We start from the raw sequence: 25,096 nt of genomic DNA, 5'->3' as shown, positions 1-25,096 counted from the left end.
ATTTTCATTTTATTAAGAACGATCATCTTTTTATGAAATATAATCATAATCGCGACGCCAAAAAAATAAAGATAAGAGTAATTTGGTTTGTTAAAAATATGTGTATAAGGAGATACGTGATGAACTGGGTTACTCATAAACCATCGTTTGAATTTGAAAATTTTAGTCCTATTATTCGGTCACAATCTGCGTGGAGTGGGCATTTAGATTTCGCATATGATTTAGTAAGATTTGAAGAACCAGCAACTTTAGTTGAGTTAGGTACGCATTTAGGTGCTTCATTTTTTAGTTTTTGCCAGGGGGTAAAAGATGGTGGGTTAGCCACAAAATGTTTTGCTGTAGATACTTGGGCTGGAGATGGGCATACAGGTCCATATGGAGAAGGGGTTTTTCAAATAGTAGAAAAAGTGGTGAGGGATAACTACCTGAATATAGGGAATTTAATTCGGTCTACTTTTGATGATGCTCTGGATGAGTTTCAAGATGAAACGATAAATCTTTTGCATATTGATGGCTATCATACGTATGAAGCTGTTTCTCATGATTATAAAACATGGTTACCTAAAGTTGCGAAAAACGGTATTGTATTATTTCATGATATTGAAGTTAAAAACGGTGATTTCGGTGTGTATAAGTTTTGGGATGAGGTCAAGGTGAAATACCCTCATTTTCAGTTTGGGCATTCATATGGACTCGGAGTTTTATTTCCGAAAGGTTGTAGCGATAAGTTTTCGGAAATACTTAAAAATAAAGAAGAGATACAAAATATGTATAAATAAAAGAGGGGCATGCATCGATTAAATGATGTATGCTCTTTTTTTATGTGGAAATATATTATTACATATGAGGTGAAAGCGGTAGTAAAAAGTTTTGTTGAGGCAAATATTAAAAAGGTTATTATGGGTTAATAATTAGTGGGGATGGATAAAACCCTCATTGATTAAAGTTTTATTTCATTAGGTGTTTTTATCTAAATAAATAAAAATACAACATTTTTTATATTTTTCATTGCGAAAAGCGCAATCTACTTTTACAATAGAAAGGGTTGTGAATATATTATACTGGAAAAATAAATCGAAATAATATGAAAATTTTGTTTTGTCTTCGCTAATTGTATACTACATACACGTAAGACTACATACATCATGTTATCGACTTGTAAGGAGAGAAAAAAATGAAAAGTGTAAGATTACCATCGATGCTAGAAATTATTATTCTTTTATGCCTATTTCTTGCTGTCGTCTTTTCCTTCCAAACGATTTTTGATCTCCCAATTCAATTAGCGCTATTTATTTCATGGTTTTTAGTTATTGCGCTTGGATTAAGATTAGGATTTCGTTATCAAGAATTGCAAGATGCAATTACGAAAGGGATTTCTAATGGATTAGAAGCAATTCTTATTTTAGTTGCAGTTGGGGCTTTAATTGGAACGTGGATTGCTGGTGGGGTTGTACCTACATTAATTTATTATGGATTAGAATTCATTCACCCTAGCATATTCTTATTGGCAACTTTAATTATTTGTTCAATCACTTCTATCGCGACAGGAACATCATGGGGAACAGTTGGAACTGCAGGTATTGCTATGATGGCGATAGGTGAAGGGCTTGGATTACCACTTCCGCTTGTTGCGGGTGCAGTCCTTTCAGGAGCTTATTTCGGAGACAAATTATCACCACTTTCTGATAGTACAGTTCTTGCAGCTTCTATGGCGAAAGTAGATGTTATTGCTCACGTTCGAGCTATGCTCGTATTAGACGTTCCAGCTTATATTATTACCAGCATTATGTTTACTGTTGCTGGATGGATGTATGGCGGGGATAATGTAGATTTAAATAGAGTTGAGTTTTTAAAAGAATCTTTATTAAAGCACTTTGATATTAAAATATGGATGCTTGTTCCAGCGGTAATTGTTATTGTGCTATTGGCGATGAAGAAACCATCTATGCCAACAATTGCTATGGGAGCTTTAATTGGTGCAATTTGGGCAACACTTTTCCAAGGAATGAACTTTGGAGAGGCAATTGGAACAGCATATAACGGATTCTCAATTCAATCTGGTGTCGAGTTTGTCGATAAGTTATTAAACCGTGGTGGAATTAATGGTATGCTTGGTTCAGTAGCTGTTATTATTTTCGGATTAGGTTTTGGTGGATTACTTGAAAAGTTAGGTGTTCTAAAGGTAATCGTATCGAAATTTGAGAAGAAATTAAATTCTGCAGGTAATGTAACATTGTCTACATTAATCGTTGCGTTTTTAGCTAACATATTTGGTTGTGCGATGTACGTATCACTTATTTTAACACCAAAAATTATGGAAGAAAGCTATGATAAATTAAAAATAGATCGCCGCGTATTAGCACGTAACTCAGAAGTAGGTGGAACTTTGACTTCTGGTATGGTTCCATGGTCTGATAATGGTATTTTTATGGCTGGTATTTTAGGTGTATCAACATTATCATACGTTCCATTTATGTGGCTAAGCTTCGTATCACTCATTTTAGCAGTTATTTATGGATATACAGGCAAGTTCATTTGGTATGTAGATGATGCGGATAAAGGAAAGCAAGCATCATAAAAAATTACCTTCTGCGGTGGCGGAAGGTAATTTTTTTTATATGTATCAATGAGAATTCTTATCATTTGATGGAAAGTCTGTTAAAATAAAAGATGTAGGTATTTTATTTTCAAGGGGATGAAAAAATGGAGTACAGAATTGAAAGAGATACATTAGGAGAAATGAAAGTTCCAGCTGATAAATTATGGGCAGCACAAACGCAGCGTAGTAAGGAAAATTTTCCGATTGGAACAGAGCATATGCCGCTTGAAATTGTAAAAGCATTTGCGATTTTAAAGAAGAGTGCAGCGCTTAGTAATCAAAAATTAGGAAAGCTATCAGAAGAGAAGACGCAAGCAATTGTGGAAGCTGCTGATGAAGTTATCGCAGAAAAATGGAATGAACATTTTCCACTTGTCGTATGGCAAACGGGTAGTGGTACACAATCGAATATGAATGTAAATGAAGTAATTGCAAACCGCGGTAATCAAATTTTGAAAGAAAAGGGATCTGACGTACATATTCATCCGAATGATGACGTGAACATGTCTCAAAGTTCCAATGATACGTTCCCAACAGCACTTCATGTAGCGTGTGTAATTGCGGTAGAAAATCATGTATTGCCAGCTATTACGAAATTAAAAGAAACATTAGCAGAAAAAGTAACTGCATTTGAACATATTATTAAAATCGGTCGTACGCATTTACAAGATGCAACACCTTTAACGTTAGGACAAGAAATTAGCGGATGGCACCGTATGCTTGAAAAAACAGAGCGTATGATTGCAGATAGCAATACATATATGAAAGAATTAGCAATTGGTGGTACTGCGGTTGGAACTGGAATTAATGCGCACCCTAAATTTGGTGAGATGGTAGCGGAAGAAATTAGTCTGTTTACAGGTAAACAATTTGTTTCTGCACCAAATAAATTCCATGCGTTAACGAGCCATGATGAAGTTGTATTTGCACATGGAGCATTAAAAGCATTAGCTGCTGATTTAATGAAGATAGCTAACGATGTGCGCTGGCTTGCAAGTGGTCCACGAAGTGGTCTTGGGGAAATTATTATCCCTGCAAATGAACCAGGAAGCTCTATTATGCCAGGTAAAGTAAATCCAACGCAAAGTGAAGCATTAACAATGGTTGTAGCACAAGTTATGGGGAATGACACGACAATCGGATTTGCTGCGAGCCAAGGTAATTTTGAGCTAAACGTATTCAAACCAGTTATTGCTTACAACTTCCTGCAATCTGCTCACTTATTAGCTGATGCAACCGTTTCGTTTAATGATAAATGTGCAGTTGGTATTGAAGCAGATGAAGAAGTAATTAATGAAAATGTAAATCGTTCATTAATGCTTGTAACAGCGCTAAACCCACATATCGGGTATGAAAATGCCGCGAAAATTGCGAAGCATGCCCATAAAGAAGGGTTAACTTTAAAAGAAGCGGCATTGCAATCTGGACTACTAACAGAAGAGCAATTTGATGAGATTGTAGATCCGAAAAAAATGATTGCTCCGAAAGAATAATAGAAGAGGCCAAGATTCTTAATTTAGAATCTTGGCCTTTTTATCCCGCTATTTGCCCTGTGCCCATAAACGCCCGATTGGTGAAGGCTAATAATCAGTGGGGGATGAACAAAACCCCACTGATTAAAGTTTCACTTTATCGCATATTAATTTTTAATTCCTTGTGGAAAAGTAAATACACATAAAGGGTCATATTTTTTACTGATTTTTCTTAATTTGTTCGCATGTGTCCCGTAATAAGCGTTCATATAATCTTTCAAATCGCTGTATGGGAAATTGATGGATGAGCCTTCTGTTATAGATTCTATATAGTCAAATCGGCTTTCTAACCATTGGGAATTATCCTTTTTAACAATCGGATCTTCCCATATAGTTTGGATTCCTAGAATATAATGTGCATCGCGGTAATAAAAAGCGCTCGCATCTTTACCTACATCTTGAATTTTTCCTCCAAGGGGGTAGAGACTTATAGCTGCAAAAATACTACCGGAAGCTCTATCTTCAATAAGACTAATAATTTTTTCGATTTCTTCCTCGTTATATTGTTTATGAACGAACCGGCCTGTAGATTTAAATTGTTCAGACGAGGGATATGAAGATTCTACAATGGCCATTGCTTCAAGAAAACTGATATATTGTAAATTCATCTTCACCCCGTTTATATTGAGTAAATCTTGTAGAATGAACGCTGCATCTTCTGGGGTACCGTAATATAAACCTCGTCCATATATTGCAAGTCCTTCCACAGCAGAGTTGTATATGCTCGCACCGATTGTCATCTTACTATTTAAATTTACTAGCCAGCTTTGCCATGTGTGAAGAAATTCCTTTTGGATGTCTACTGAAGCGTTAGGCCAATATAGTTCAACGAAAGTAACTTTATCAACTATTGGAGGGAGCTTAAAAGTTAGCGAAACAACGATGCCAAAATTTCCGCCACCTGCCCCGCGACAAGCCTAAAATAAGTCTTTATGGCAAGTTTCATTAGCTGTAATTACTTTACCTTTATAGTCAATTAATTCTAACTCTATTAAATTGTCACAACCAAGGCCGAAATACCTACTAGAATAGCCCCAACCCCCACCTAAAGTGTATCCACTTACTCCAACAGTTGGACAAGTTCCTCCTGGAAATGGGTAACCTTTTGAAGAGATAAAGTCATAGATTTGTTTATTTTGAGCACCACCTTGAATGACTAATGTATTTTTATGTTCATTAAGCTGCATACAGTTCATTTTACTTATATCAATTACGAGGACATTGTTTCCGACAGAATATCCTTCGTAATGGTGTCCACCAGAACGAGTGCGAATAGCAATTTCATTTGTTCTCGCCCAAATAATCGCATTACTAACATCCCATTTCGTAAAACAATAAATGATAGCTAAAGGAAACTTTTGAATAGCACGATTCCATTCTTGTCTAGCTTCTTCGTACTCACAATCATATCTTGTAATAATTTCACCTGTTCATCCTTCATAACTTAACTCATACATAATAAGCACCTTTCATTCATTTTGTGTAGTAGTTTGTTTTTCTAGAAATAGTGTATGTTCGTATCGTTTGTTTGTGATGAAGGCGTAGTATCTTTATGTAATAAAAAACAGACTAACTATTGGGGAGTTAGCCTGAGGGGAGAATAAATATGTACACAGCGGTTTTACTTGGGGAGGATATTCAATTCTTATATAGTTATCCTAATAGCATTGAACTGTCTCAAACAAAATTATTCATTTGAGGTACTATTGATTATTTTCACATTTGGCCAGTTTTCTTTTAAGAGTGAAATGAATTTCTCCTCTTCTTGTGGTACGAAAGATGTTACTGAGTCGAATAAATTATAATGAATTTCTATTTGTTGTCTTGTCCAATTTTCTGAACGAAGCTTTTTACCAGAGTATTTAATGTGGCGTATATTTTCAAATGGAATTTCAGTACGGAGTATGAAACCATGTTTAACAATAAGGGCGGATTCCGTTATTTTGTAATGAGAAAAATAGAAAGAAGAGAGATTCACGATATTTAAGAGCATCATGAGAGTGAAAAAAATAGAATTCTCATTTTGAAAGAATAGAGAAATGAAAAAAACGACTAAAAACAATGAGATTAAAATGATATGAAATGGATTTTTTTTCGCTTTAAATTTCAAGTAAATCACCTCGGTATACCAGTCATTAAAATAATTAAATCACAATATTGTAATGAAACGTAAAAATATGCAACATTACATATTCTTACGTTTCATTATTCGTGTAAACTTTTTTTGATGGGGTAAATTTGAATGGAGTTTTCAAAAGTGGAGTTGCATAAAATGATTTGCAGAAAAAGTATTAAAGTAATAGTCATAATTAGTTGTATGATGATTAGTGGTTGTTCAAATAGATTCGTTGAGGATGGAAATCGAAAACATGTATTTGTAAAAGCAAGTAAAGTTTTAGTAGAGGTTGTTTATAAAATATATAAAAGGTAAAAGGTGTTTTCGTATATGGAAACACCTTTTTTGTAGTCAAAATTGAATGCTGAAGTTTTGGAATGTGTGAATGCCGGTTCCATGTTGAATTAGGTTTGTAGCACTTAAATATTGAACAGCATATTTCACATCTTAATAATAAGTGGTTTCTAAAAACATATTCGCTGTTTGTTGGGATAAGTCCTTTTTATAACGTATAAATAGATATTTTTATAAAAGTTTGTAAAATGGGTAAACGAAATATTGAATTGTTTGCTTTTTGTATGGTAAGATGATGGAGTGGTAATAAACGTTATCGTAATTTGTTTATGGTTTTAATAAACCTTTTGGAGGAATGTTTAGTATGAGTGATATTTCAGAGAAGTTTTGGGATGCGTCGATAGAGGAATTGAAGAAAGGGTATGTATTTGACGAGGAAGCAGAGGAGTATGTTTGTTTAGCTTGTGGAGAAACGTTTATTAAAGGGGTTATTTATCAAGAAAATCAAGTTTTGTATGAAGCAGAGAAGTTTGTACAGTTGCATATTCAAAATGAGCATACATCTATGTTTGAATATTTATTAAACCTTGATAAAAAGTTTACAGGCTTAACTGATTTGCAAAAGAAAATGGTTCAGTTTTTCCATATGGGACTTAACGATAAAGAGATTGTAAAAGAAATGGATGGCGGGAGCACATCGACGATTCGCAATCATCGATTTACATTGCGCGAGAAAATGAAGCAAGCGAAAGTATTTTTAGCGTTAATGGAATTGTCAGAAGAAAAATCAAAAGTTCAAACTAAATTTGTACCGATTCATAGAACAGCTACGATGGTGGATGATCGATACAATATTACAGAGGAAGAAAATGCTGAAGTTTTAACAGCGCATTTTACAGAAGGTTTGGATGGACCGCTTTCTAAATTTCCGAAAAAGCAAAAGCGGAAATTAATTATATTACGTCATTTAGTGAAGAAATTCGATAGTAATAAAAAGTATACTGAAAAAGAAGTAAATACAGTTTTAGAAAATATATATCCGGATTTTGTAACTTTGAGAAGATATTTAATCGAATATGGTTTTTTAGATAGAACAGCTGATGGAAGCCAATATTGGGTGAAGTTATAAGAATGAAGAGAAGAAAATGAATAGATGCACATAATAAAAACAACTATACAAAGAGATTGAGGATTACAGATACGAAAAATATGTTAAAGTTCTATGATGAATTTGAAAATAGTGAGTGGAAGAAGCAATTACTTTGACGAGCAAACAGTATAGAAATGGTTGGAGTAATTACAACTATTTGAGCACGGATTTAACCGTGCAGATTTTAAATAAAAGGAGAAATGAAATTTGAAACCACCTACAGATAACGATAAAGAAGGTGTAGAGTCACAGAAGTCAGAAACAGAACATAAGCCGATATGGAAATCGATGTCCATGTTTTTAGTGCCGTTACTTTTAAGTAATGTATTACAGTCAGTTGGACAGTTATTTGGAATGGTAGTAGTAGGAAGATGGCTTGGCGTAAATGATCTAGCAGCTATATCGGCATTTTTCCCGTTATTTTTCTTACTCGTTTCATTTGTAATTGGAATTGGTTCTGGTAGTTCAATTTTAATTGGTCAGGCATTTGGTGCTAAAAATGAGGAGCGCTTAAAAGCTATCGTTGGTACGACGCTTACGTTTACTTTTATTATCGGAGTCGTGTTGGCGATAATAGGTAGTATTTTTGCGATGGATATTATGCGTCTTATGGGAACGCCAGAAAATATTATTGAAATAAGTGTGCATTACGCAAGAATTTTATTTATATCTATGCCAGTGTTATTCTTATATTTTGCATATACAACATTTATGAGAGGTACAGGAGATTCAAAAACGCCATTTTACTTTTTAATCGTAAGTACAGCGCTAAATATGATTTTATTACCAATTCTTATTTTTGGCTGGTTAGGAGCTCCGAAATTAGATGTTTACGGAGCAGCCTATGCTTCAGTTATATCTACAGTTATTACGTTTATTGTCATGCTAGTGTATTTAAAGAAGAAAAATCATCCACTACAATTAGACGGGACAGTAAGAAAATATCTTCGTATGGACTGGGAGTTATTAAAATTATTGTTACGCCTCGGTATTCCAGCGAGTATTAATATGATATTAGTTTCATTATCAGAGATCGCGGTAATCGCATTTGTAAATCGGTACGGTTCAGATGCAACAGCGGCGTATGGCGTTGTGAACCAAGTTGCAAGTTATGTACAAATGCCAGCGGTTAGCCTCGGCATTACGGTATCAATTTTTGCAGCGCAATCAATTGGTGCGAACCAATTTGATCGATTACAGAAAGTTGTTAAGGCCGGAATTATTATGAATTATATCATTGGTGGTGTATTAATATCTCTTATTTACTTGTTCTCAAGAGATATTTTAGCACTATTTTTAACAAGTCAAAATACAATTGACATTGCTCATAGTCTAATCATGATTACATTATGGAGCTACTTAATTTTCGGTCATGCACAAATTATTAGTGCGACAATGCGAGCAAGTGGTACTGTATTATGGCCAACTTTAATCAGTGTTGTATCAATTTGGCTTGTTGAAGTACCTGTGGCGTATTATCTTTCTTACCATACGAGCCTTGGAATAGAAGGGATATGGATTGGGTATCCAGCTGCATTCATCGTCAGCTTAATATTACAGTATGCATATTATAAGCTTTCATGGCAGAAGAAACGAATTACACGATTAGTGAGTTAAAAGATGAAAATGTCCCTAAGTCATTATACTTAGGGACATTTTTTTATGAATGCTTATAAATAACTTTTTAAAGTTATGTCAAAATGTTGTCTAATGAGTTCTCCATTATTCATATAAAACTCCCAAGCTGTATCTGGCTCACCGATAATTTCAAATGAACCTTCTGTAATATATAAAGCACAATTATCTTCTAATGCAATACCTTCTATATTACCTTGGTGCGTTTGTAAAAACGTATGGAAGGCATTCAGTCTATTTAATTGATTGTAATGGGGGCAAAATCTTTTGTTAACAATACCCCAGCCACTACTTTCTATATAACCGGAACCTTCATAATCTGAACGAATGCTAGATGTGAACCAGCACATAGCACCGGCACTATATCCTGCAATAAGTGTTCCACGTTTTAAAGCAAATAGTAACTTTTCATCTAGTTTATGTTCTTTCCATTGTTCAAGCATGTGAACGTAATTTCCACCGCCAAGGTAAATTAAATCGGCAGAATGAATCATCTCATCTATTTCATATTTAGTAGGTGTTTCGGTTGAAATGCGTAAAATTTGAACCTCACAATGTAATTGCTTTTCAAATGTTGCTAAAAATAACTTTATATATCCTTCATCATCACGACTAGCTGTAGGAATGAATAATACTTTTGGGTATTGTTTATTCGTTAATTCTATAAGTCGTTCATTAATATGCAAGTGATTTGGATCTTGTAAATCACCGCCACCAATGACAGCTAATTTCATAGTAAAGCACCACCTAATAATATTTGTTATGTAAAAATTCGATAGTGGGGAGTTACATTCCTTCTGTGATTTAATGAATAAGGGGAAATAAAGTGAACAATATATTGAAATAGCATAAGGAGTCGATAGCTGTGGATAGAAAGGAATTAGAATCAGTTTATCCCGCTATTTGCGGGCAGTAAACTCCCGCCTCAAAATTCGATTGGAGCAAAGCAGTTAGGTGGGAGCCCTGCTGCCCGTAAACGCCCGATTGGTGTGGGCTAATAATCAATGGGGGATGAACAAAATCCCCATTGATTAAAGTTTCACTTTATTGATATATAATACTGGAAAATATTGTTTCAAAATATGGGGACAATATGTTTAAATGAATATAACGACGTACTAATGAATGTTGAAAGAGTATTTATATTTAAAAAGTACAGGGAATACCAAAAGTTTTACAAAAGTGTTTTTTACTTTTTATAGGAACTTATTTTATAATATAGTTAAATTATATTAATATATTTATTAGCGTAGACTAAAAAGAGGGAGCGTGAAAGAGTGGATTTTCGATTTGAGTTCGCAGCGAAGGTGAAAGAATATTTAGATGATGAAAAAGATGAAAAAATAATAAAGGATGGACACAGAGATATAATTTATAAATATTTATATCCGTTAGAGAGTGAAATTGGAATTTTTAAAAACCCTAACTTTACTTTTTTTGCATCAGGAAGACGTTCACATATAGTATTAGAAAATATTGAATTTAAAACAGAAGTAAACGTAGAAAGTAATATAATTGAAATTATAAAAATAGTGGATAATGTGGTGATTCCATTAGATACTATCGTAGCTAAAGATCGGGAATTATTTGCACTTGGGCGTAATGAGAAATTTAGTGTGCAAATATTAGAATATTATCTCTATGATACATTTGGAGAGAAGTTAGGTTTACAATGAATCGAACGTGGTACAGATAACTAATTAGTGGAGATTAGGATTCATTTAAGTATCAGTTAATATCATTTATGTTTGACCTTCTATATATTTTATACTACAATCTGTAGTGTGAAAGGGGCCATACGATGTTTACTCAAAACTACAAGTTAAATGAGCAAGGGTTAAATCACTTTTTCGGACCGCTTGAAGCGAAAATAATGGAAATTGTTTGGGCTACTGAGGGTATTACCATTAAAGATGTGCAACAGAGATTAAGTGAAGAATCCCCGGTGAATTTTAATACTGTAATGACAGTTATGAACAGATTAGTAGAGAAAGCACATTTAGAAAAGCATATTGTGAAAAGAAGTGGTATGTATCGTACTACACAAACGAAGGAAGAATTTTTATCTAATCAAACGAAGAAAATGACACAGGAATTAATGGGTGAATTTGGAGATCTTGTTGTGAACCATATGATAGATGAGTTAGAACAAGCTGATCCATCTTTAATAAAAAAATTAGAAGAGAAATTAAGTCGGCTAAAAAAAGAGGACCGATAAAATGAAGTGGCAAATGCGTAAAATCGTTTTGTTAGCAGTGACTATTAGTGTGCTTTTTTTAAGCATGTTAGTATACTACGTTACATACCCATTTCTTTTTCAAAATAAAGCATTTTTCCTTTCTCAATTTTGTTTATTTGAATTACAAAAACATATGAGGGAACTATCAATACTTCGTATAATGATAGCCGGATTACTGTTATTTACTGTAATCATTATGAGTAAAAGAATTTGGAAGCAATTTTTTTATAGTAAAAGATTGAAAAGAAATCTCGTGTCTATTACTAGAAAAGGAAGGCAAGTGTACGTATTATCAACGTTACAGATTACGGCATTTACAATTGGATTATTTCGACCGAAAATTGTCATTTCAGAAGGAATGTTTCAGGCATTTTCTGAGGAAGAAATTGATGCGATTGTATTACATGAGGAATATCATCAAAAAAATCGAGATCCATTAAAGTTATTTTTCTTTACATTGTTAGCTGAGGGAATGATGTATATTCCTATATTAAAAGGGATGTTGCAGCGTTATCATGTATATCAAGAACTATCAGCAGATAAATATGCGATGCAAAAAATGAAATCTTCATTTGAGCTAGGTAGTGCATTATTAAAGTTAATTAAAATAAAGACGATGGAAAATCAATGTATTACAGCGTCGTTTGCGAAAACCGCAATTAATTTACGAATTGAGCAAGTGTTGAATGAGAAAGTTGTTAAGCTGAATATGCCATTACATACAAATTCAGTATATGTAACGTTAGGGCTATTTTGTATGTCGATTGTACTTATTGTCGGAGAGTGCATATAGCCTCTTTTTTTAATAATTAACACTACGCATTGTAGTGTGTTTAGGAGGGATAAAATGAATGCGGCGGATTTAACAATTTGGCTAGTAGTAGGGGCTGGGATACTTTCATTTATATCACCATGTTCTTTACCGCTATATCCATCTTATTTATCATATATTACAGGTGTGTCTATTCAAGATTTAAAAGAAAATCGTGGGATTATGCAAAAGTCAGCGATTATACATACAGTATTTTTTATGATCGGTTTCTCGGTTATATTTTATGCGTTAGGTTTATCGGTGAGTTGGATTGGGATTACTTTTTCATCTAATCAAAGATTGATTCAGCAAATTGGTGGGGTTTTTATTGTTTTGATGGGGTTATTTATGACTGGATTGTTTCAGCCTAAGTGGCTTATGGCAGAGAAAAAAGTGCAGTATAGAAGTAAATCGACAGGATATATTCGCTCAGTTTTGGTCGGCATGACATATGCAGCAGGATGGACACCGTGTGTTGGTCCGATATTTTCTGCAGTGCTTATGCTCGGGGCGACCAATCCTGAAAGTGCGCTTCTTTATATTACGGCATATACTCTTGGCTTTGCAGTTCCGTTTTTCGTGATGGCATTTTTTATTGGAAAGGTAAAATGGATTGTTACTTATGCCAATGTCATGATGAAAATCGGCGGTGGAATGATGATTTTAACAGGGGTTTTATTATATACAAATCAAATGACGAAAATTACAGCGTTCTTTATTCGTCTATTCGGCGGATTTACGGGATTTTAGAAATGAGGAGGAAAAAAAGTGAAGAAACTAATTGCTATTATACTAGCTGGGGCACTAATTTGGGCAGGAGTTAACTTTTATAATACTAAGAAAGAAGAAAAAGAAAGAAAAGCGAAACAAGCGGAGTTACAAGAGAAGGAAGTATTACCACAAGTGGGATTTAAAGCGCCGAACATAACATTAAAAGGATTGGACGGGAAGCTTTATTCGTTAAATGATGCAAAGGGAAAACCATATGTTATTAATTTTTGGGCATCATGGTGTGGTCCATGTGAAATGGAGGCTCCTGATCTAGTTCGTTTGTATGATAAATATAAGGAGGATGTTGAAATCTTTGCGGTAAATGCAACAATCGGGGATCCAGTACAAGAAGCGAGCGCATTTGCAGATCGTCACGGATTTAAATTTCCTGTTCTATTAGATATGGACGGAGTAGCTGGAATAGATTATAAAGTATTTTCTTTACCAACGACATTTTTTGTTAATAAAGATGGAATTATTGTAGATCATGCACGAGGTGTATTACCTCCAGATCAATTAGAAGAGAAGTTTAAGAAAATAATTGAGAATTAAGAGGGGATTTCATAGTGATGGAGTGGATGGTGAGGTTACAACCCGTTTCTCTTATAATAGGAAGTTTATTTGGATTTACTCTAATGAAACTAAGGATGAAAAAGCAAAATATTCAATATGAAAAAATGATGGATGCAGTAACGAATGGCTTTCTTATCATTGTATTAGTATGGAAATTCGCACCGGCAATTTTAAATCCGGTATGGGCCATTGGGGCGCCAATGCCAGCATTATTAGCTGTAGGAAGTATTCAGCATATTATAGTAGGGTGCGTAATTGCGAGTATATATATTGTTTGGAAAAGTAAAAAAGAGCAATTTTCTCTTCGGATTTTACTTGATACATTACCTTTTGGATTTTGCGTGAGTATAATCTTTTATTTTATATTCCATCAAGAAGTAGGTGCACAAACGACACTGCCGTGGGGGATGAAAATATATGAATCAAAATTTTTGTATCATCCTATTTTCATGTATGAGATTATACTCGCACTCGGTATAATTGGCTCGTTATGGATTAAAAATGAAAGATTAGGAAATGGAAAGAATATAAGCTTTTTTCTAATTTGCGAGGGAATTGCTCATATCATTATTTCACTTATTAGTGAACAAAATTCAGTTCTATTTGGTCTTTCAATACAGCAAATACTCAGTTTTTGTGTTATTAGTCTAGGGATTTTGTTAGTACCAAAAAAATAAAAGTAGCCATGCACGGAGAGCATGGCTATTTTTGTATCATCATATGAATTAAAAAATCGGCGGAGTAACAGAAAATAAAACAATCGCATTTTTCTCGAATTGATTTACCCATTTATGTTTTAAATAAGCTGGTATTTTTACGCTATCACCAGTTTCTAATGTGTATTCTTCTTCATTTAAGTGCAATGTGATTTTTCCGTCTAATACAAATGCTAATTCTTCACCTTTATGTTCTAGAACATTTTCTGATGAAGCAGTATTTGGTGGGATAGTCATAATTGCTGTTGCTAAATTTCCTGTGAAATCAGGTGATAACAATTCATATGATAAATTATCGATAATCATTTTTTTTCTTTTATGAGAACGTACAATTAAATCGTCTGTATTATTTTCTTCAAGTAAAAAACTAAATGTTGGAACATCAAGAGCTTTTGCAAGTACCTTTAATGTTTGAATAGAAGGGTTAGCAGAACCACGTTCAATTTGACTAAGCATTGATGGTGTGATTTCGGCCATCTTTGCTAATTCTTTACTAGTTAATCCTTTTTCTTTTCTTTGTTTTTCAATCTTTTTACCAATATCTATATTTTCCATAATAAATGCTCCTTAATAATTATTAAATTATATTTAAATAAATTAAATTGAAATTAACTAAAATGAATTATTTATGTTAAACTATATTAAAATTAATTTAATTATAATTTATTATATGGCTATCTACAAGGATATGAGGAGGAAGAGGAATGAAGGAGATAGAGGCATTAAAAGAGCAATATCCACTAGTAAATAACTTAATCGCAACAGAAGAAGTATTTTGGATAAACCCGAATATGGAAAAGTATGAAACAGCAATAAAAAATTCGCCACTTAATGAAGAACATGTAAAAGACGCGGAAGAGAGATTAAAGCGTTTTGCACCATATATTGCGAAAGTATTTCCTGAAACGAAAGAAACAGGCGGTATTATAGAATCACCTTTAGTGAAAATCTCTTCTATGAAACAATCTTTAGAGAAAAGTTATGGGAAACCTATTTTAGGGGAATTACTATTAAAATGTGATAGCGGGCTTCCGATATCAGGATCAATAAAAGCTAGAGGCGGAATATACGAAGTGCTGAAACATGCAGAGCAACTGGCACTTCAGCATGGAATGTTAACAGGGAAAGATGATTATTCAATTTTAGATAGTGATAGATTTAGAGATTTTTTTGCGAAGTATTCAATTGCAGTAGGTTCTACTGGGAATTTAGGGCTTAGCATCGGTATTATGAGTGCGAAATTAGGTTTTAATGTGACTGTTCATATGTCGGCAGACGCAAAAGAATGGAAAAAAGATTTATTAAGAAGTAAAGGTGTAAACGTTATTGAATATGAAGCTGATTATAGTAAAGCAGTAGAAGAAGGAAGACTGCAAGCAGATGCAGATCCTAGCTGTTATTTTGTTGATGATGAAAACTCGCATGATTTATTTTTAGGATACGCAGTAGCAGCGTCACGTTTACAAAAACAATTAGAAGAGTTAGAGATTGTAGTAGATGAAGAGCACCCTTTATTCGTTTATCTTCCGTGCGGGGTAGGTGGTGGGCCTGGCGGAGTAGCATTTGGTTTAAAATTATTGTACAAAGACAACGTACACTGTTTCTTTGCGGAGCCTACGCACTCTCCGTGTATGTTACTCGGTTTAATGACAGGGCTTCACGATAAAATTGCCGTTCAAGATATCGGAATTGATAATGTAACCGATGCGGATGGACTTGCGGTAGGAAGACCATCTGGATTTGTCGGTAAAACGATGGAACCATTTTTGAGTGGAAATTACACAGTAAGTGATGAGGAGTTATATAGATTATTAAAAGAACTGGCTGATACTGAAAATATTTATTTAGAGCCTTCTGCATTAGCGGGTATGATAGGGCCGTTGAATGTATGTAAAGCTGAAAATGAGTATTTACAAAAACAACAGTTAACAGAGAAGGTGAAGAAAGGTACTCATATTGTGTGGGGAACTGGTGGGAGTATGGTTCCGGAAGACGTGATGAATGGGTATTATAAGAAAGGTTTGGAATTAACGTTAAAATAAAAATGAGGCTATTTACAGCCTCATTTTTTTCATGTGCATAAAATTCTTTGTTATTTTCGCATTAGTTCATTATAGTATAGATATAAAGGATTGCTAATATCGAATAAATATAACAAAAAAGCTTTATTTTACATAATAAGAGGATGTGTATACGATGTCATTACAGACTAAATATATAGCGGGTATTTCGCTTGGGGTTATGGGCGTAGGTTTTGCGGCTTCCATCCCTTTTCAAGGAACGGTAGCTGGAGAAATTATACAAGGTGGATTTGAAGCTGGGTTAGTTGGTGGACTTGCGGATTGGTTTGCGGTTACAGCTTTATTCCGTCATCCGTTGGGAATCCCAATTCCACATACAGCATTATTACCGAAAAATCGTAAGCGGGTAACAAAGGGACTCGTTTCTACGTTAGAAAATGAATGGCTGACGAAAGACAGTATTACAAGTAAAGTAAAAGAAATGCAGCTAGCGCAAATGGTACTGCAAATTGCTGAGAAAGAGTTACAGTCTGACGCTGTGAAAAAAGGGATTGTAACAATTGCTGAGAAAGCGATTCTTCAAATAGATACGGAAAAATTAGCAGTTATTATTGAAAAAGAATTAAAAACGTATTTGCATACAATTAATACAAGTAACATATTACAAGTTCTCGTGGATCAATTAGTAGTGCAAGAATATGATGAAAAAACACTTGATTACATATTAGTAAAAGTGAAAGATTGGACAGCTCAAGATGAAGCACGTTATCAGCTCGGAAGCTTAGGCATGAAGGCGATGGAAAACATAAAAGTAGATGGATTCCTACAGTTTACTTTGAAATCGTTTATGAATATTGTTGATGAGGATAAAATCGGCGGCATTTTGCAGAAGTTTATCATTAGCAATATTAACAGCTTACAAGATGCAGATAATAGCACAAGGCAACTTATATTAGCGAAAATTCGTCAAGAGATTATAAATGTAAAAGAAAATGAATCTTTATTACAGGAATTAGAGAAGTGGAAAGAAAAATGGATTGCAAATTGGGATGCTACTGACAAAATAAAAGAGATGCTAGAGCAAGTACAGAGTAGGGCAGTTACTTTTGTGAAGAATGAAGAATTTGCTGATAAATATGTTGTTCCATTCTTACAAACACAAATGAATAAAATAAAAGAAGACGAATTGACTGTTCAAAAAATAGAAGATTGGTTACAAAAACAAGTTGTTACTATTGTTGAAAAGAATCATTCGAAAATTGGAAAGCTTGTGCAAGAAAACCTTGATAAGTTAGATGATAAAACATTAATCGAAATGATTGAAAATAATGTCGGTAAAGATTTGCAGTGGATTCGTGTGAACGGGGCTGTTTGTGGTTTTATGATTGGATTAATTTTAGAAGGAATAAAAGCGATTATATGAGAAAAACCTTCCACAATTGTGGAAGGTTTCTTATTTTTCGATAACGCTCATATTTAAATTATAAGCTTTCTCAATATTTAATTTGTACGTTCCATTTCCTGTTTTTATCGAGTTTTTATACCAATGTTCTTGCCCATTTAATTCTGGATTTTCTTCTGAAGAATTATTTTCTTTTTTCGCTAAATCTTCTACTTGTTCCCAAGGTGTGTTTCCGTGAGTTTCTTTTTGATTTGTTACGGCTGTTAAAGAAACATCACTTTCTTTAGTTAAATGAACAGATACGTTTGAACTGTTTTGTACAAACCAATTATTTTGTAATTGACCTGGATAAAGAGATAGTTCGTTATTCGAAGCGCGGATCTCTACATTTTTATTTTGCGGAAGAACGAGTGTTTGTTTCACCTGTGGTGCGAAGTTAAAAAACGTATGCTGAACCGGTAATGGTTTTAACGTTATATACATCGTTTCTCCAGCCGTTTGAACTGAAAGGAAATCATCTCTTTTTAAATTAGGTTTTTCATTTGTTTTTGTCGTCATTTCATATGTTCCAAAAAGATGAATTTGATTTGTATTATCTCCCTCTATCGTTAGAGGGTGATGCCCCGCATCCACTACGATTTTTTTGATAGATTCAGGTATATCAAGTTGTCCGTCTGGAATATTACTCGTTTGTCTAGTTGTGTTAATAGAATGACGAACTTCTTCTAGCAATCCAGTTGATAATAAGCAGTAAAAAGCAATTCCAACACTTCCTAAAACTCCGATAAAGAAAATACTAAAAATATCATATTTAATAAATGAATGTTCCTTCTTAGAAAATAGAAGGTATAGTAAAATTTCAGCGCCAAGTATGATAAGTAAAACAGGCCACCAGGCTGTTAATGTATCTAATGCTTGAACTCCTTTTACGACTGAAAATAGTAAAAAGCAACCTAATGTAATAATGGAGAGCCCCATTGAGAATGTTCCAACGCGCCATGTTCTCATTCGTTTGTACCACCTTTGTTTTCTTTATTTCCAAGTAACAATTTAAAGCCGCCACCAATTAAAAGGAGAGCAACGATAGATGTTTGGAAATAGCGATAATATAGTTCGCTAAGATGAATATTAAATATAGTTGCAAAATAGTCATTCAAAATAGGAAGGACTGTTTGATCTAATAAATAATAACCACCGAGTGTAATTAACCCAATACCGATCCATCTTTGATGATTGATAAAATAGTCAATGATAGGTTCGTCATTGACACGTTCTTTTCCGTATTTTGCAGTTTGCTGTAACGCATCAAAAAAGCTATAGAACCAAATGATTGGTACTAAAAATAAAAACGCAGAGAGTCTTAATAAGTCGAGCAAATAAATAGATAGTAAAAAGGCTGCCATAAGCTGAAGACCACGGCGCTGTAAGCCTAAATACATATGTCCTGCTCCAGGAAACATTGCTAAAATGGAAGCGAATGTTTTATTTTTCTTTCCTTGTTCTCGGTGCTCTTCAAATTCTTCAAAAATAGTACGATCCACTAATTGCTCGCCGCGTTCTTTTTTCTGTAGTTGTTGAACAACATCGAAGAAATTATAAATCCATAAAACAGGTAATGTAATAAGAAAGATAAGGAAACTTCCTTGAGATGTTAAGAGTGCAACGAATATAATCATACTTCCGATTCCTGTGCAAGCGACTAAAAATGTAAGTCCGCGTTGCATAAGTCCTAATTGGAAATGGCCAAGTCCAGGAATGATTGATAGAAGAATGATATAAAATCGTTCGCTTTCTTTAGAGGACTCTGTAAATTCTCCGGCTGCTTGTTTTTTCGATTGATTAATAATAGTGATAACTAAATCTAATAAATTGATCGCCCATAACACGACTAGTAAAAATAGAGAAAGAAAAGCAATATCACGCGCTCCTAATGCTATTGTACAAAATGCTGCAAGGATAAATAGAAATAAAGCCCCGCCGCTATATAAAATAAATCGTCCAAATTTCTTTAAATATAAATGTCCAAGCCCAGGAATTAGCCCTAACACAAGTGCTAAAAAGGGATTTTTATTCATGCTTTGAACCTCCGTCCTTTTTTGATGTGTCTACCGATTTGTTTACAATTTGTTGTGAGATAGAAGACTCGTTATGTTTTGAAGATTTCTCGAAATTTGATGTCGCTGTGAAAATATACTGGAATAAACCACTTACCATAAAAATAATTGTAGCCGCAGTCGCAATTATGTAGTGAATAATTGTGCGCTTTAGTGAGTTTGTTTTTATATTTTCATTAGATTGTAGTGTTTCAAAATTAATTTGCGTCATAACTTCGTTCGTAAATGAATCATCATTTATCATTGGAAGGTTTTCATGTTGTTCATCAATACTTTCCATATAAAGTGCTAAACAATGATCACATTCATAAAGATGTTCTTCCATAGATTCACGTTCATTGTTTGATATAACATCTAATGTATAATTGCGCCAATCTTCTTTTGAATAATGCATCATAGAAACTCTTCCTCCTTCCAATGTTTTTTAATCCATTTTCTTGCCCGATACAGTTTCATTTCGACTGTTTTCACTTCAATATTTTCTTGCAAAGCAATTTCTTGATAACTTTTTTCTTCTAAGTAATGTGCGAGAACGACGTCACGGTAATTGTCGGGAAGTTCTCTCAGTTTTTGAGCAATGAGTAATTTTTGCTCTTTCGTCAATAATAAAGCCTCAATATTATGAGAGGATTTTATATTTTCCGCAGTTTCTTTACATAAGGAGAGTTCTTCGTTTTCTCTAGCTTTTTTTCTCTTATAATCAATAGCGTGATTGGTGGCAATACGTGCCATCCACGTTTTTAATCCGCGAAATTGATAATTTGGGAGAGAGGCGTGAATTTTTACGAATACTTCTTGTGTAACATCTTTAGCATCTTCTTCATGTCTTAAAATAGAAAAGATAACTTGAAAAATATAATGACGATATGTTTGTACAAGGATACGAAAAGCATGTTCGCTTCCTTGTTGTGCTTTTTCAACTAATTGTTTTTCCTCAATCGGTCTCTCCCTCCTTTTTGACGCATTCTATTATATAGACGTAAGAAATGATAAGTCACCCTACACATGTTATAAAAAAAGAATAATATATTTTTAGCAGGAGGGCTATATGAAAAAGGTGTGAAAAAATGGTAAAGAGAAGTATATAATGAGCAAGAAGGAAATGTTACACAGAGAAAGGATGTGAATGTTAGTAGGGGAAGGTCCATACTAACAAACATGAAAATTAAAATATTAATAGCGGACGATAATTCTTTTATTAGAGAAGGCATGAAAATTATTTTAAATACATACGAAGAGTTTGAAGTATTAGATACTGTAAATGATGGGAAAGAGGCTGTAGCGTATTGTAAAAAGTATGAAGTTGATATCGCGCTTTTAGATGTTCGTATGCCAAACATGAACGGGGTAGAGGCGACGAAGTTAATTTGTGAAGAGACAAAAACGAAGCCTCTCATTTTAACGACGTTTGATGATGATGAATATATTTTGGATGCAGTAAAAAACGGAGCGAAAGGTTATTTGTTAAAAAATAATGATCCGGAGCGTATTCGTGATGCGATAAAAGGAGTTTATAACGGTCAAACTGTTATGCAAGATGTAGTGCTTGATAAAATTAAGTCTAATTTAATGGAAAGTAAAGAGGAAGAATCTAAAATTGATAAGAGTCTTTTTACAGAAAGAGAGCTTAGTATTATCGCATTAATTGCGAAAGGCTTTTCGAATAAAGAAATTTCGAAGCAACTTTTCATATCTGAAGGAACGATTGCAAATTATATTACATCAGTTTTAGGGAAAACTGGACTAGAACATCGCACACAAATTGCGATTTATTACTTAACAGGGAAAGTAGATTAATGTTATGGAATTTTGGTTAACTGTAAGTAAACTTATTGTCTTTTTATATATAGTGTTTAGCTACATTCATTTAAATGTTACGAACTTACCGTGGATTATACTTACTTTGCTTTTATATCTTTCTGTCAATGTGTTGATCTCTATATTTAAAAAAGATACGTACAAAAATATATTAACTTGTGTGTCAATTGGCGTAGTTATGTTATTTACATGGAAGGTTCATCCGTTTTTTATTTTGTTTTTACCTTTGAACTTATATGAAATTGCAAATTATTACATAAAAAAGAAATGGTTAATCTTTTTCATTATGATTCTTCCTATTATTTTTATAGGTGAAGGTATTCAAATGACGTATGGACTTATTAGTGCATTTTGTTTTTTTTCCTTAACGATAGCTCATCGCTATATAGCACGATTATTAAAACTAGAAATGCAAAATGATAAAATGAGAAAAGACATACAAAGACTTACGAAAAGTTTAAATGAAAATAAAGATTACATAAGGCAATCTGAATACACATTTAAATTAGAGGAAAGAAATCGACTATCTCAAGAAATTCATGATAAAATCGGTCACTCAATGACAGGTGCACTTATTCAAATGGAAGCAGCGAAGAGATTAATGGAAATAGATAAAGTGAAATCTGCTGAGTTATTACAAAATGCAATTCATATTTCAAAAGATGGAATTGAAAGCATTCGGATTACATTAAAAAATATGAAGCCACCAACTGAGCAAATTGGTATTCATCGTATGAAATTATTCATAGAGGAATTTGCCGGTAAGCATGATATAAATATTCCTTTCGTATATAAAGGGAATTTAGATATGATTTCACCGATTCAGTGGAAGATTATTGGTGAAAATGTTACGGAGGCACTAACAAACGCGATGAAATATGCTGATGCGACAGTCATTTCAATAGATATTCATGTACTGAACAAGATGGTGAAAGTACAAGTGAAGGATAATGGTAAAGGTGCAGCTCTTGTTAAGAAAGGCCTCGGTATTATGGGAATGGAGGAGCGAACAGCATCAGTAAACGGAAAAATTATTGTAGATGGAACAAGTGGTTTTTCAGTAACAATGTTATTGCCGATATAAGAGGATGAGACGAGGATGAATCATCTCATATGAAAAAAGTGAATAATCTCATGTGAAAAGGGTGAACTTCTGCACTGAGCAGGTTCATTCTTTTTGTTTATAATAAAAGCAGAGAAACCGAAATAGGGGTGAAATGATGAATACATTGGAAATTAAAAATTTAACGAAAAAATTTGGTGACTTCATCGCAGTAGATAATATGTCTTTATCTATTAAAGAAGGAGAGATATTTGGCTTTTTAGGATCAAATGGTGCTGGTAAAAGTACAACGATTAATATGATTGCTGGTTTGTTAAGAAGTAATGAAGGTGAAATTAGCATACTAGGAAAAAATATAAAGAAACATAATCGATTTGCGAAAATGAATATCGGTATCGTTCCGCAAGATATTGCGATTTATGAAGAGTTAACTGCCTATGAAAATGTGAAATTCTTTGCTGGATTGTATGGATTACGAGGAGCCGAGCTAAAAGCGAGAGTAGAGGAAGCACTTCAATTTGTAGGCCTTAGTGATAAACATAAAAGTTATCCGAAAAACTTTTCTGGCGGGATGAAACGAAGACTGAATATCGCTTGTGCAATCGCTCATAGACCGAAGTTAATTATTATGGATGAACCGACAGTTGGAATTGATCCGCAGTCAAGGAACTACATTCTTCAGTCTGTCCGAAAATTAAATGAAATGGGAAGTACGATTATTTATACGAGTCACTACATGGAAGAAGTAGAAGAGATTTGTACGAAAATAGCAATTGTCGATCACGGTAAAGTAATTGCAGAAGGAACGAAAGAACAGTTAAAAGCAATTATTACAGATACGAAAGATATTTGGATTGAAGTAAAGTCAGTAGAAAATTTAGATGTAGAAAATTTAAAAGAGATAAATGGTGTGAAAGCTGTTCAAATTGAAGAGAACGTAATCAAGGTAAACTCGGATGCAGGATTAAATAATTTAAATAAAATTATTCAGCATTTCATTAATCATGACATTGAAATTCGTTCGTTAGAGGAGCAGGCTCCAAACTTAGAAACAGTATTTCTTACGTTAACTGGAAGAAACTTACGAGATAAATAAAGGTAAATGAAGAAAAGGTAAAGGGAGGTTCATCAATTGAACATCTTTAACATTGCAGTGATGCACATTAAAAGAGATTTCAGGGACGTAAGAACTTTAGTTTTTATGTTAGCATTTCCGATTGTACTTATGCTTGTGTTAGGAACAGCGTTAACGAATGCATTTAATAGCGATAGTCAATCGTTTAAGGATATACAAGTGCTATATAAAGATGAAGCAAATAGCACGTTTTCTCAATCATTTGAAGCATTTACGAAAGAAGTCGATAAATCAGGTATTCATTTTAAAAAAGCTTCCGAAGGTATAGATGGGAAAGAAGAAGTGAAGCAAAATAAATATGCTGCTTATGTAGAGTTAAATAAAGATGGTGCAAAATTTTATGGAAGTGACAAAAGTAGTATTGAGGGAAGTATTGTGGAAGGCATGCTTACAACATTTGTTGATAAGTACAACGTAGTGGCCGAAGTTGCAAAAGTAGACCCGAGTAAGGTTAGCGCAGTTATTTCAAACGGAAATCATAATGATTATATTAAAGAAACATCTTTACAAGCTGCTAAAAAACCAGGTTCTATGGATTACTATGCGGTTGTAATGACGACGATGATTGCACTGTACGCTGCAATGGGGGCGAGTTTTTTAATTCGAGGAGAACGAATACGTAAAACAGGAGATCGTTTAATTGCAGCACCTATAAGTAAGGCTGAAATTTTCATTGGGAAAGTGCTCGGTAGTCTTGTAGCGAATGCCCTTTGTCTATTACTTGTCGTTTTATTTAGTAAATTTGTTTTTCAAGCGAATTGGGGCGACCATATTGGAATCATATTTATTATTTTACTAACAGAAGTCTTTTTAGCAATTAGCTTCGGTTTAGGAATCGGATATATTACAAAAACAGGTGAGGCATCTAGAGCGATTATTATGGTTGTTGTGCAATTAGCGTCTATTTTTGGTGGTGCGTATTTCGTAGTGGAAGAAAATTTCGTTACGAATTTATCACCATTAACGTGGGCAAACACAGCTATTATGAAAATTATTTATGCAAATGATGTAGGAGCGGCACTGCCGGTAATATCTTTAAATCTTGGGATTTCAGCAATCTTCTTATTAATTGCGATTATTGCATTACGTAGACGGGAGGGGCTATAG

General features: G+C 33.8%; 25 protein-coding genes and 1 pseudogene. 18 read left to right on the top strand and 8 right to left on the bottom strand.

Going from position 1 to position 25,096, the window contains the following annotated elements:
• Positions 1 to 119 precede the first annotated feature (119 nt).
• The 3 genes from AC0IXC_RS14180 to fumC all read left to right on the top strand — a co-directional run bounded on the left by AC0IXC_RS14180 (position 120) and on the right by fumC (position 4,092).
• Positions 120 to 779: a class I SAM-dependent methyltransferase gene (locus AC0IXC_RS14180; protein ID WP_002030981.1), complete on the top strand. Its 660-nt coding sequence runs from the start codon at positions 120 to 122 to the stop codon at positions 777 to 779.
• 395 nt (positions 780 to 1,174) lie between these two features.
• Complete coding sequence (gene nhaC / locus AC0IXC_RS14175; RefSeq protein WP_002135474.1) at positions 1,175 to 2,578, top strand: Na+/H+ antiporter NhaC; 1,404 nt, start codon at positions 1,175 to 1,177, stop codon at positions 2,576 to 2,578.
• Between the two features lie 125 nt (positions 2,579 to 2,703).
• Positions 2,704 to 4,092 (top strand): class II fumarate hydratase, encoded by a 1,389-nt coding sequence (gene fumC, locus AC0IXC_RS14170; RefSeq protein WP_002035171.1) that lies wholly within the window; start codon positions 2,704 to 2,706, stop codon positions 4,090 to 4,092.
• Between the two features lie 146 nt (positions 4,093 to 4,238).
• On the opposite strand, the pseudogene AC0IXC_RS14165 reads toward fumC, so the two are convergent.
• Together AC0IXC_RS14165 and AC0IXC_RS14160 are read right to left on the bottom strand one after the other, a co-directional pair.
• Positions 4,239 to 5,552 (bottom strand): annotated as a pseudogene (locus AC0IXC_RS14165) (FAD-binding oxidoreductase).
• 266 nt (positions 5,553 to 5,818) lie between these two features.
• The gene (locus tag AC0IXC_RS14160; RefSeq protein WP_033708974.1) at positions 5,819 to 6,241 is read right to left on the bottom strand and encodes a PH domain-containing protein; all 423 of its coding nucleotides are present in this window, start codon (positions 6,239 to 6,241) and stop codon (positions 5,819 to 5,821) included.
• 132 nt (positions 6,242 to 6,373) lie between these two features.
• On the opposite strand from AC0IXC_RS14160, the gene AC0IXC_RS14155 reads away from it, so the two are divergent.
• The 3 genes from AC0IXC_RS14155 to AC0IXC_RS14145 all read left to right on the top strand — a co-directional run bounded on the left by AC0IXC_RS14155 (position 6,374) and on the right by AC0IXC_RS14145 (position 9,308).
• Complete coding sequence (locus AC0IXC_RS14155) at positions 6,374 to 6,562, top strand: hypothetical protein (RefSeq protein WP_012260704.1); 189 nt, start codon at positions 6,374 to 6,376, stop codon at positions 6,560 to 6,562.
• 343 nt (positions 6,563 to 6,905) lie between these two features.
• Positions 6,906 to 7,670 carry a DUF2087 domain-containing protein gene (locus AC0IXC_RS14150; RefSeq protein ID WP_002086396.1) on the top strand — a complete coding sequence of 255 codons (765 nt, stop codon included), beginning with the start codon at positions 6,906 to 6,908 and terminating at the stop codon, positions 7,668 to 7,670.
• Between the two features lie 228 nt (positions 7,671 to 7,898).
• Complete coding sequence (locus AC0IXC_RS14145; RefSeq protein ID WP_471652979.1) at positions 7,899 to 9,308, top strand: MATE family efflux transporter; 1,410 nt, start codon at positions 7,899 to 7,901, stop codon at positions 9,306 to 9,308.
• Between the two features lie 53 nt (positions 9,309 to 9,361).
• Here AC0IXC_RS14145 and AC0IXC_RS14140 read toward each other — a convergent pair whose 3' ends face one another.
• Positions 9,362 to 10,060 (bottom strand): Type 1 glutamine amidotransferase-like domain-containing protein, encoded by a 699-nt coding sequence (locus AC0IXC_RS14140; RefSeq protein WP_471652978.1) that lies wholly within the window; start codon positions 10,058 to 10,060, stop codon positions 9,362 to 9,364.
• A 543-nt stretch (positions 10,061 to 10,603) separates the two neighbouring features.
• On the opposite strand from AC0IXC_RS14140, the gene AC0IXC_RS14135 reads away from it, so the two are divergent.
• From AC0IXC_RS14135 to AC0IXC_RS14110, 6 genes are all read left to right on the top strand, one after another.
• Positions 10,604 to 11,002, top strand: a complete 399-nt coding sequence (locus tag AC0IXC_RS14135; RefSeq protein ID WP_098632135.1) for a DUF3942 family protein — start codon at positions 10,604 to 10,606, stop codon at positions 11,000 to 11,002.
• A 125-nt stretch (positions 11,003 to 11,127) separates the two neighbouring features.
• Entirely contained in the window at positions 11,128 to 11,544 is a 417-nt protein-coding gene (locus AC0IXC_RS14130) for a BlaI/MecI/CopY family transcriptional regulator (RefSeq protein WP_002031086.1), read from the top strand.
• Position 11,545: 1 nt separating this feature from the next.
• Positions 11,546 to 12,358 (top strand): M56 family metallopeptidase, encoded by an 813-nt coding sequence (locus tag AC0IXC_RS14125; RefSeq protein ID WP_471652977.1) that lies wholly within the window; start codon positions 11,546 to 11,548, stop codon positions 12,356 to 12,358.
• 54 nt (positions 12,359 to 12,412) lie between these two features.
• A complete protein-coding gene (ccdA, locus tag AC0IXC_RS14120; protein ID WP_002031088.1) occupies positions 12,413 to 13,126 on the top strand; it encodes a cytochrome c-type biogenesis protein CcdA in 714 nt (237 codons plus the stop codon).
• 18 nt (positions 13,127 to 13,144) lie between these two features.
• Positions 13,145 to 13,699, top strand: a complete 555-nt coding sequence (locus AC0IXC_RS14115; protein WP_002031090.1) for a TlpA family protein disulfide reductase — start codon at positions 13,145 to 13,147, stop codon at positions 13,697 to 13,699.
• Positions 13,700 to 13,716: 17 nt separating this feature from the next.
• The gene (locus AC0IXC_RS14110) at positions 13,717 to 14,397 is read left to right on the top strand and encodes a prolipoprotein diacylglyceryl transferase family protein (protein ID WP_176280911.1); all 681 of its coding nucleotides are present in this window, start codon (positions 13,717 to 13,719) and stop codon (positions 14,395 to 14,397) included.
• Between the two features lie 48 nt (positions 14,398 to 14,445).
• Here the strand turns inward: AC0IXC_RS14110 and AC0IXC_RS14105 are convergent, their stop codons facing one another.
• On the bottom strand, positions 14,446 to 14,991 hold the full coding sequence (locus AC0IXC_RS14105; protein WP_002012259.1) for a helix-turn-helix domain-containing protein: 546 nt from the start codon (positions 14,989 to 14,991) through the stop codon (positions 14,446 to 14,448).
• A gap of 149 nt (positions 14,992 to 15,140) precedes the next feature.
• Here AC0IXC_RS14105 and AC0IXC_RS14100 point away from each other — a divergent pair, with 149 nt between their 5' ends.
• Positions 15,141 to 16,478 carry a D-serine ammonia-lyase gene (locus tag AC0IXC_RS14100; protein WP_002141216.1) on the top strand — a complete coding sequence of 446 codons (1,338 nt, stop codon included), beginning with the start codon at positions 15,141 to 15,143 and terminating at the stop codon, positions 16,476 to 16,478.
• Positions 16,479 to 16,632: 154 nt separating this feature from the next.
• Positions 16,633 to 17,880, top strand: coding sequence for a DUF445 domain-containing protein (locus AC0IXC_RS14095; protein WP_088031589.1), 1,248 nt, complete (start codon positions 16,633 to 16,635; stop codon positions 17,878 to 17,880).
• A gap of 30 nt (positions 17,881 to 17,910) precedes the next feature.
• On the opposite strand, the gene exsE is transcribed toward AC0IXC_RS14095, so the two are convergent.
• Genes exsE through AC0IXC_RS14075 form a run of 4 tightly spaced genes read right to left on the bottom strand, consistent with a single transcriptional unit; the run spans position 17,911 to position 20,855 of the window.
• Positions 17,911 to 18,867: an exosporium protein ExsE gene (gene exsE / locus AC0IXC_RS14090; protein WP_002141220.1), complete on the bottom strand. Its 957-nt coding sequence runs from the start codon at positions 18,865 to 18,867 to the stop codon at positions 17,911 to 17,913.
• Positions 18,864 to 19,934: a hypothetical protein gene (locus AC0IXC_RS14085; RefSeq protein ID WP_002086382.1), complete on the bottom strand. Its 1,071-nt coding sequence runs from the start codon at positions 19,932 to 19,934 to the stop codon at positions 18,864 to 18,866. The genes exsE and AC0IXC_RS14085 overlap by 4 nt, the downstream gene beginning before the upstream one ends.
• A complete protein-coding gene (locus AC0IXC_RS14080; protein ID WP_002086380.1) occupies positions 19,927 to 20,370 on the bottom strand; it encodes a hypothetical protein in 444 nt (147 codons plus the stop codon). Before AC0IXC_RS14080 ends, AC0IXC_RS14085 begins: the two co-directional genes overlap by 8 nt.
• The gene (locus tag AC0IXC_RS14075; RefSeq protein WP_080019334.1) at positions 20,367 to 20,855 is read right to left on the bottom strand and encodes an RNA polymerase sigma factor; all 489 of its coding nucleotides are present in this window, start codon (positions 20,853 to 20,855) and stop codon (positions 20,367 to 20,369) included. Before AC0IXC_RS14075 ends, AC0IXC_RS14080 begins: the two co-directional genes overlap by 4 nt.
• Positions 20,856 to 21,131: 276 nt before the next feature.
• Here AC0IXC_RS14075 and AC0IXC_RS14070 point away from each other — a divergent pair, with 276 nt between their 5' ends.
• The 4 genes from AC0IXC_RS14070 to AC0IXC_RS14055 all read left to right on the top strand — a co-directional run bounded on the left by AC0IXC_RS14070 (position 21,132) and on the right by AC0IXC_RS14055 (position 25,096).
• Positions 21,132 to 21,770: a response regulator transcription factor gene (locus AC0IXC_RS14070; RefSeq protein WP_002012250.1), complete on the top strand. Its 639-nt coding sequence runs from the start codon at positions 21,132 to 21,134 to the stop codon at positions 21,768 to 21,770.
• A 4-nt stretch (positions 21,771 to 21,774) separates the two neighbouring features.
• Positions 21,775 to 22,875 carry a sensor histidine kinase gene (locus tag AC0IXC_RS14065; RefSeq protein WP_002031110.1) on the top strand — a complete coding sequence of 367 codons (1,101 nt, stop codon included), beginning with the start codon at positions 21,775 to 21,777 and terminating at the stop codon, positions 22,873 to 22,875.
• 136 nt (positions 22,876 to 23,011) lie between these two features.
• Positions 23,012 to 23,950: an ABC transporter ATP-binding protein gene (locus AC0IXC_RS14060; RefSeq protein WP_002086377.1), complete on the top strand. Its 939-nt coding sequence runs from the start codon at positions 23,012 to 23,014 to the stop codon at positions 23,948 to 23,950.
• Between the two features lie 36 nt (positions 23,951 to 23,986).
• Complete coding sequence (locus tag AC0IXC_RS14055) at positions 23,987 to 25,096, top strand: ABC transporter permease (RefSeq protein ID WP_201066749.1); 1,110 nt, start codon at positions 23,987 to 23,989, stop codon at positions 25,094 to 25,096.

It is taken from the genome of Bacillus sp. AC266 (assembly GCF_979253805.1).
Note: the sequence above shows the minus strand (reverse complement) of the source record. Positions and strands in the feature narration are given on the sequence as shown.

Bases quoted from the DNA above. Each gene is read 5' to 3' on its own strand.
- AC0IXC_RS14060 (WP_002086377.1), top strand. From the start codon at position 23,012: ATGAATACATTGGAAATTAAAAATTTAACGAAAAAATTTGGTGACTTC.
- ccdA (WP_002031088.1), top strand. From the start codon at position 12,413: ATGAATGCGGCGGATTTAACAATTTGGCTAGTAGTAGGGGCTGGGATA.
- AC0IXC_RS14150 (WP_002086396.1), top strand. From the start codon at position 6,906: ATGAGTGATATTTCAGAGAAGTTTTGGGATGCGTCGATAGAGGAATTG.
- AC0IXC_RS14085 (WP_002086382.1), bottom strand. From the start codon at position 19,934: ATGAATAAAAATCCCTTTTTAGCACTTGTGTTAGGGCTAATTCCTGGG.
- AC0IXC_RS14155 (WP_012260704.1), top strand. From the start codon at position 6,374: ATGGAGTTTTCAAAAGTGGAGTTGCATAAAATGATTTGCAGAAAAAGT.
- AC0IXC_RS14130 (WP_002031086.1), top strand. From the start codon at position 11,128: ATGTTTACTCAAAACTACAAGTTAAATGAGCAAGGGTTAAATCACTTT.
- AC0IXC_RS14095 (WP_088031589.1), top strand. From the start codon at position 16,633: ATGTCATTACAGACTAAATATATAGCGGGTATTTCGCTTGGGGTTATG.
- AC0IXC_RS14065 (WP_002031110.1), top strand. From the start codon at position 21,775: ATGGAATTTTGGTTAACTGTAAGTAAACTTATTGTCTTTTTATATATA.
- exsE (WP_002141220.1), bottom strand. From the start codon at position 18,867: ATGAGAACATGGCGCGTTGGAACATTCTCAATGGGGCTCTCCATTATT.
- AC0IXC_RS14140 (WP_471652978.1), bottom strand. From the start codon at position 10,060: ATGAAATTAGCTGTCATTGGTGGCGGTGATTTACAAGATCCAAATCAC.
- AC0IXC_RS14180 (WP_002030981.1), top strand. From the start codon at position 120: ATGAACTGGGTTACTCATAAACCATCGTTTGAATTTGAAAATTTTAGT.
- AC0IXC_RS14070 (WP_002012250.1), top strand. From the start codon at position 21,132: ATGAAAATTAAAATATTAATAGCGGACGATAATTCTTTTATTAGAGAA.
- AC0IXC_RS14100 (WP_002141216.1), top strand. From the start codon at position 15,141: ATGAAGGAGATAGAGGCATTAAAAGAGCAATATCCACTAGTAAATAAC.
- AC0IXC_RS14080 (WP_002086380.1), bottom strand. From the start codon at position 20,370: ATGATGCATTATTCAAAAGAAGATTGGCGCAATTATACATTAGATGTT.
- AC0IXC_RS14125 (WP_471652977.1), top strand. From the start codon at position 11,546: ATGAAGTGGCAAATGCGTAAAATCGTTTTGTTAGCAGTGACTATTAGT.
- AC0IXC_RS14110 (WP_176280911.1), top strand. From the start codon at position 13,717: ATGGAGTGGATGGTGAGGTTACAACCCGTTTCTCTTATAATAGGAAGT.
- nhaC (WP_002135474.1), top strand. From the start codon at position 1,175: ATGAAAAGTGTAAGATTACCATCGATGCTAGAAATTATTATTCTTTTA.
- AC0IXC_RS14105 (WP_002012259.1), bottom strand. From the start codon at position 14,991: ATGGAAAATATAGATATTGGTAAAAAGATTGAAAAACAAAGAAAAGAA.
- fumC (WP_002035171.1), top strand. From the start codon at position 2,704: ATGGAGTACAGAATTGAAAGAGATACATTAGGAGAAATGAAAGTTCCA.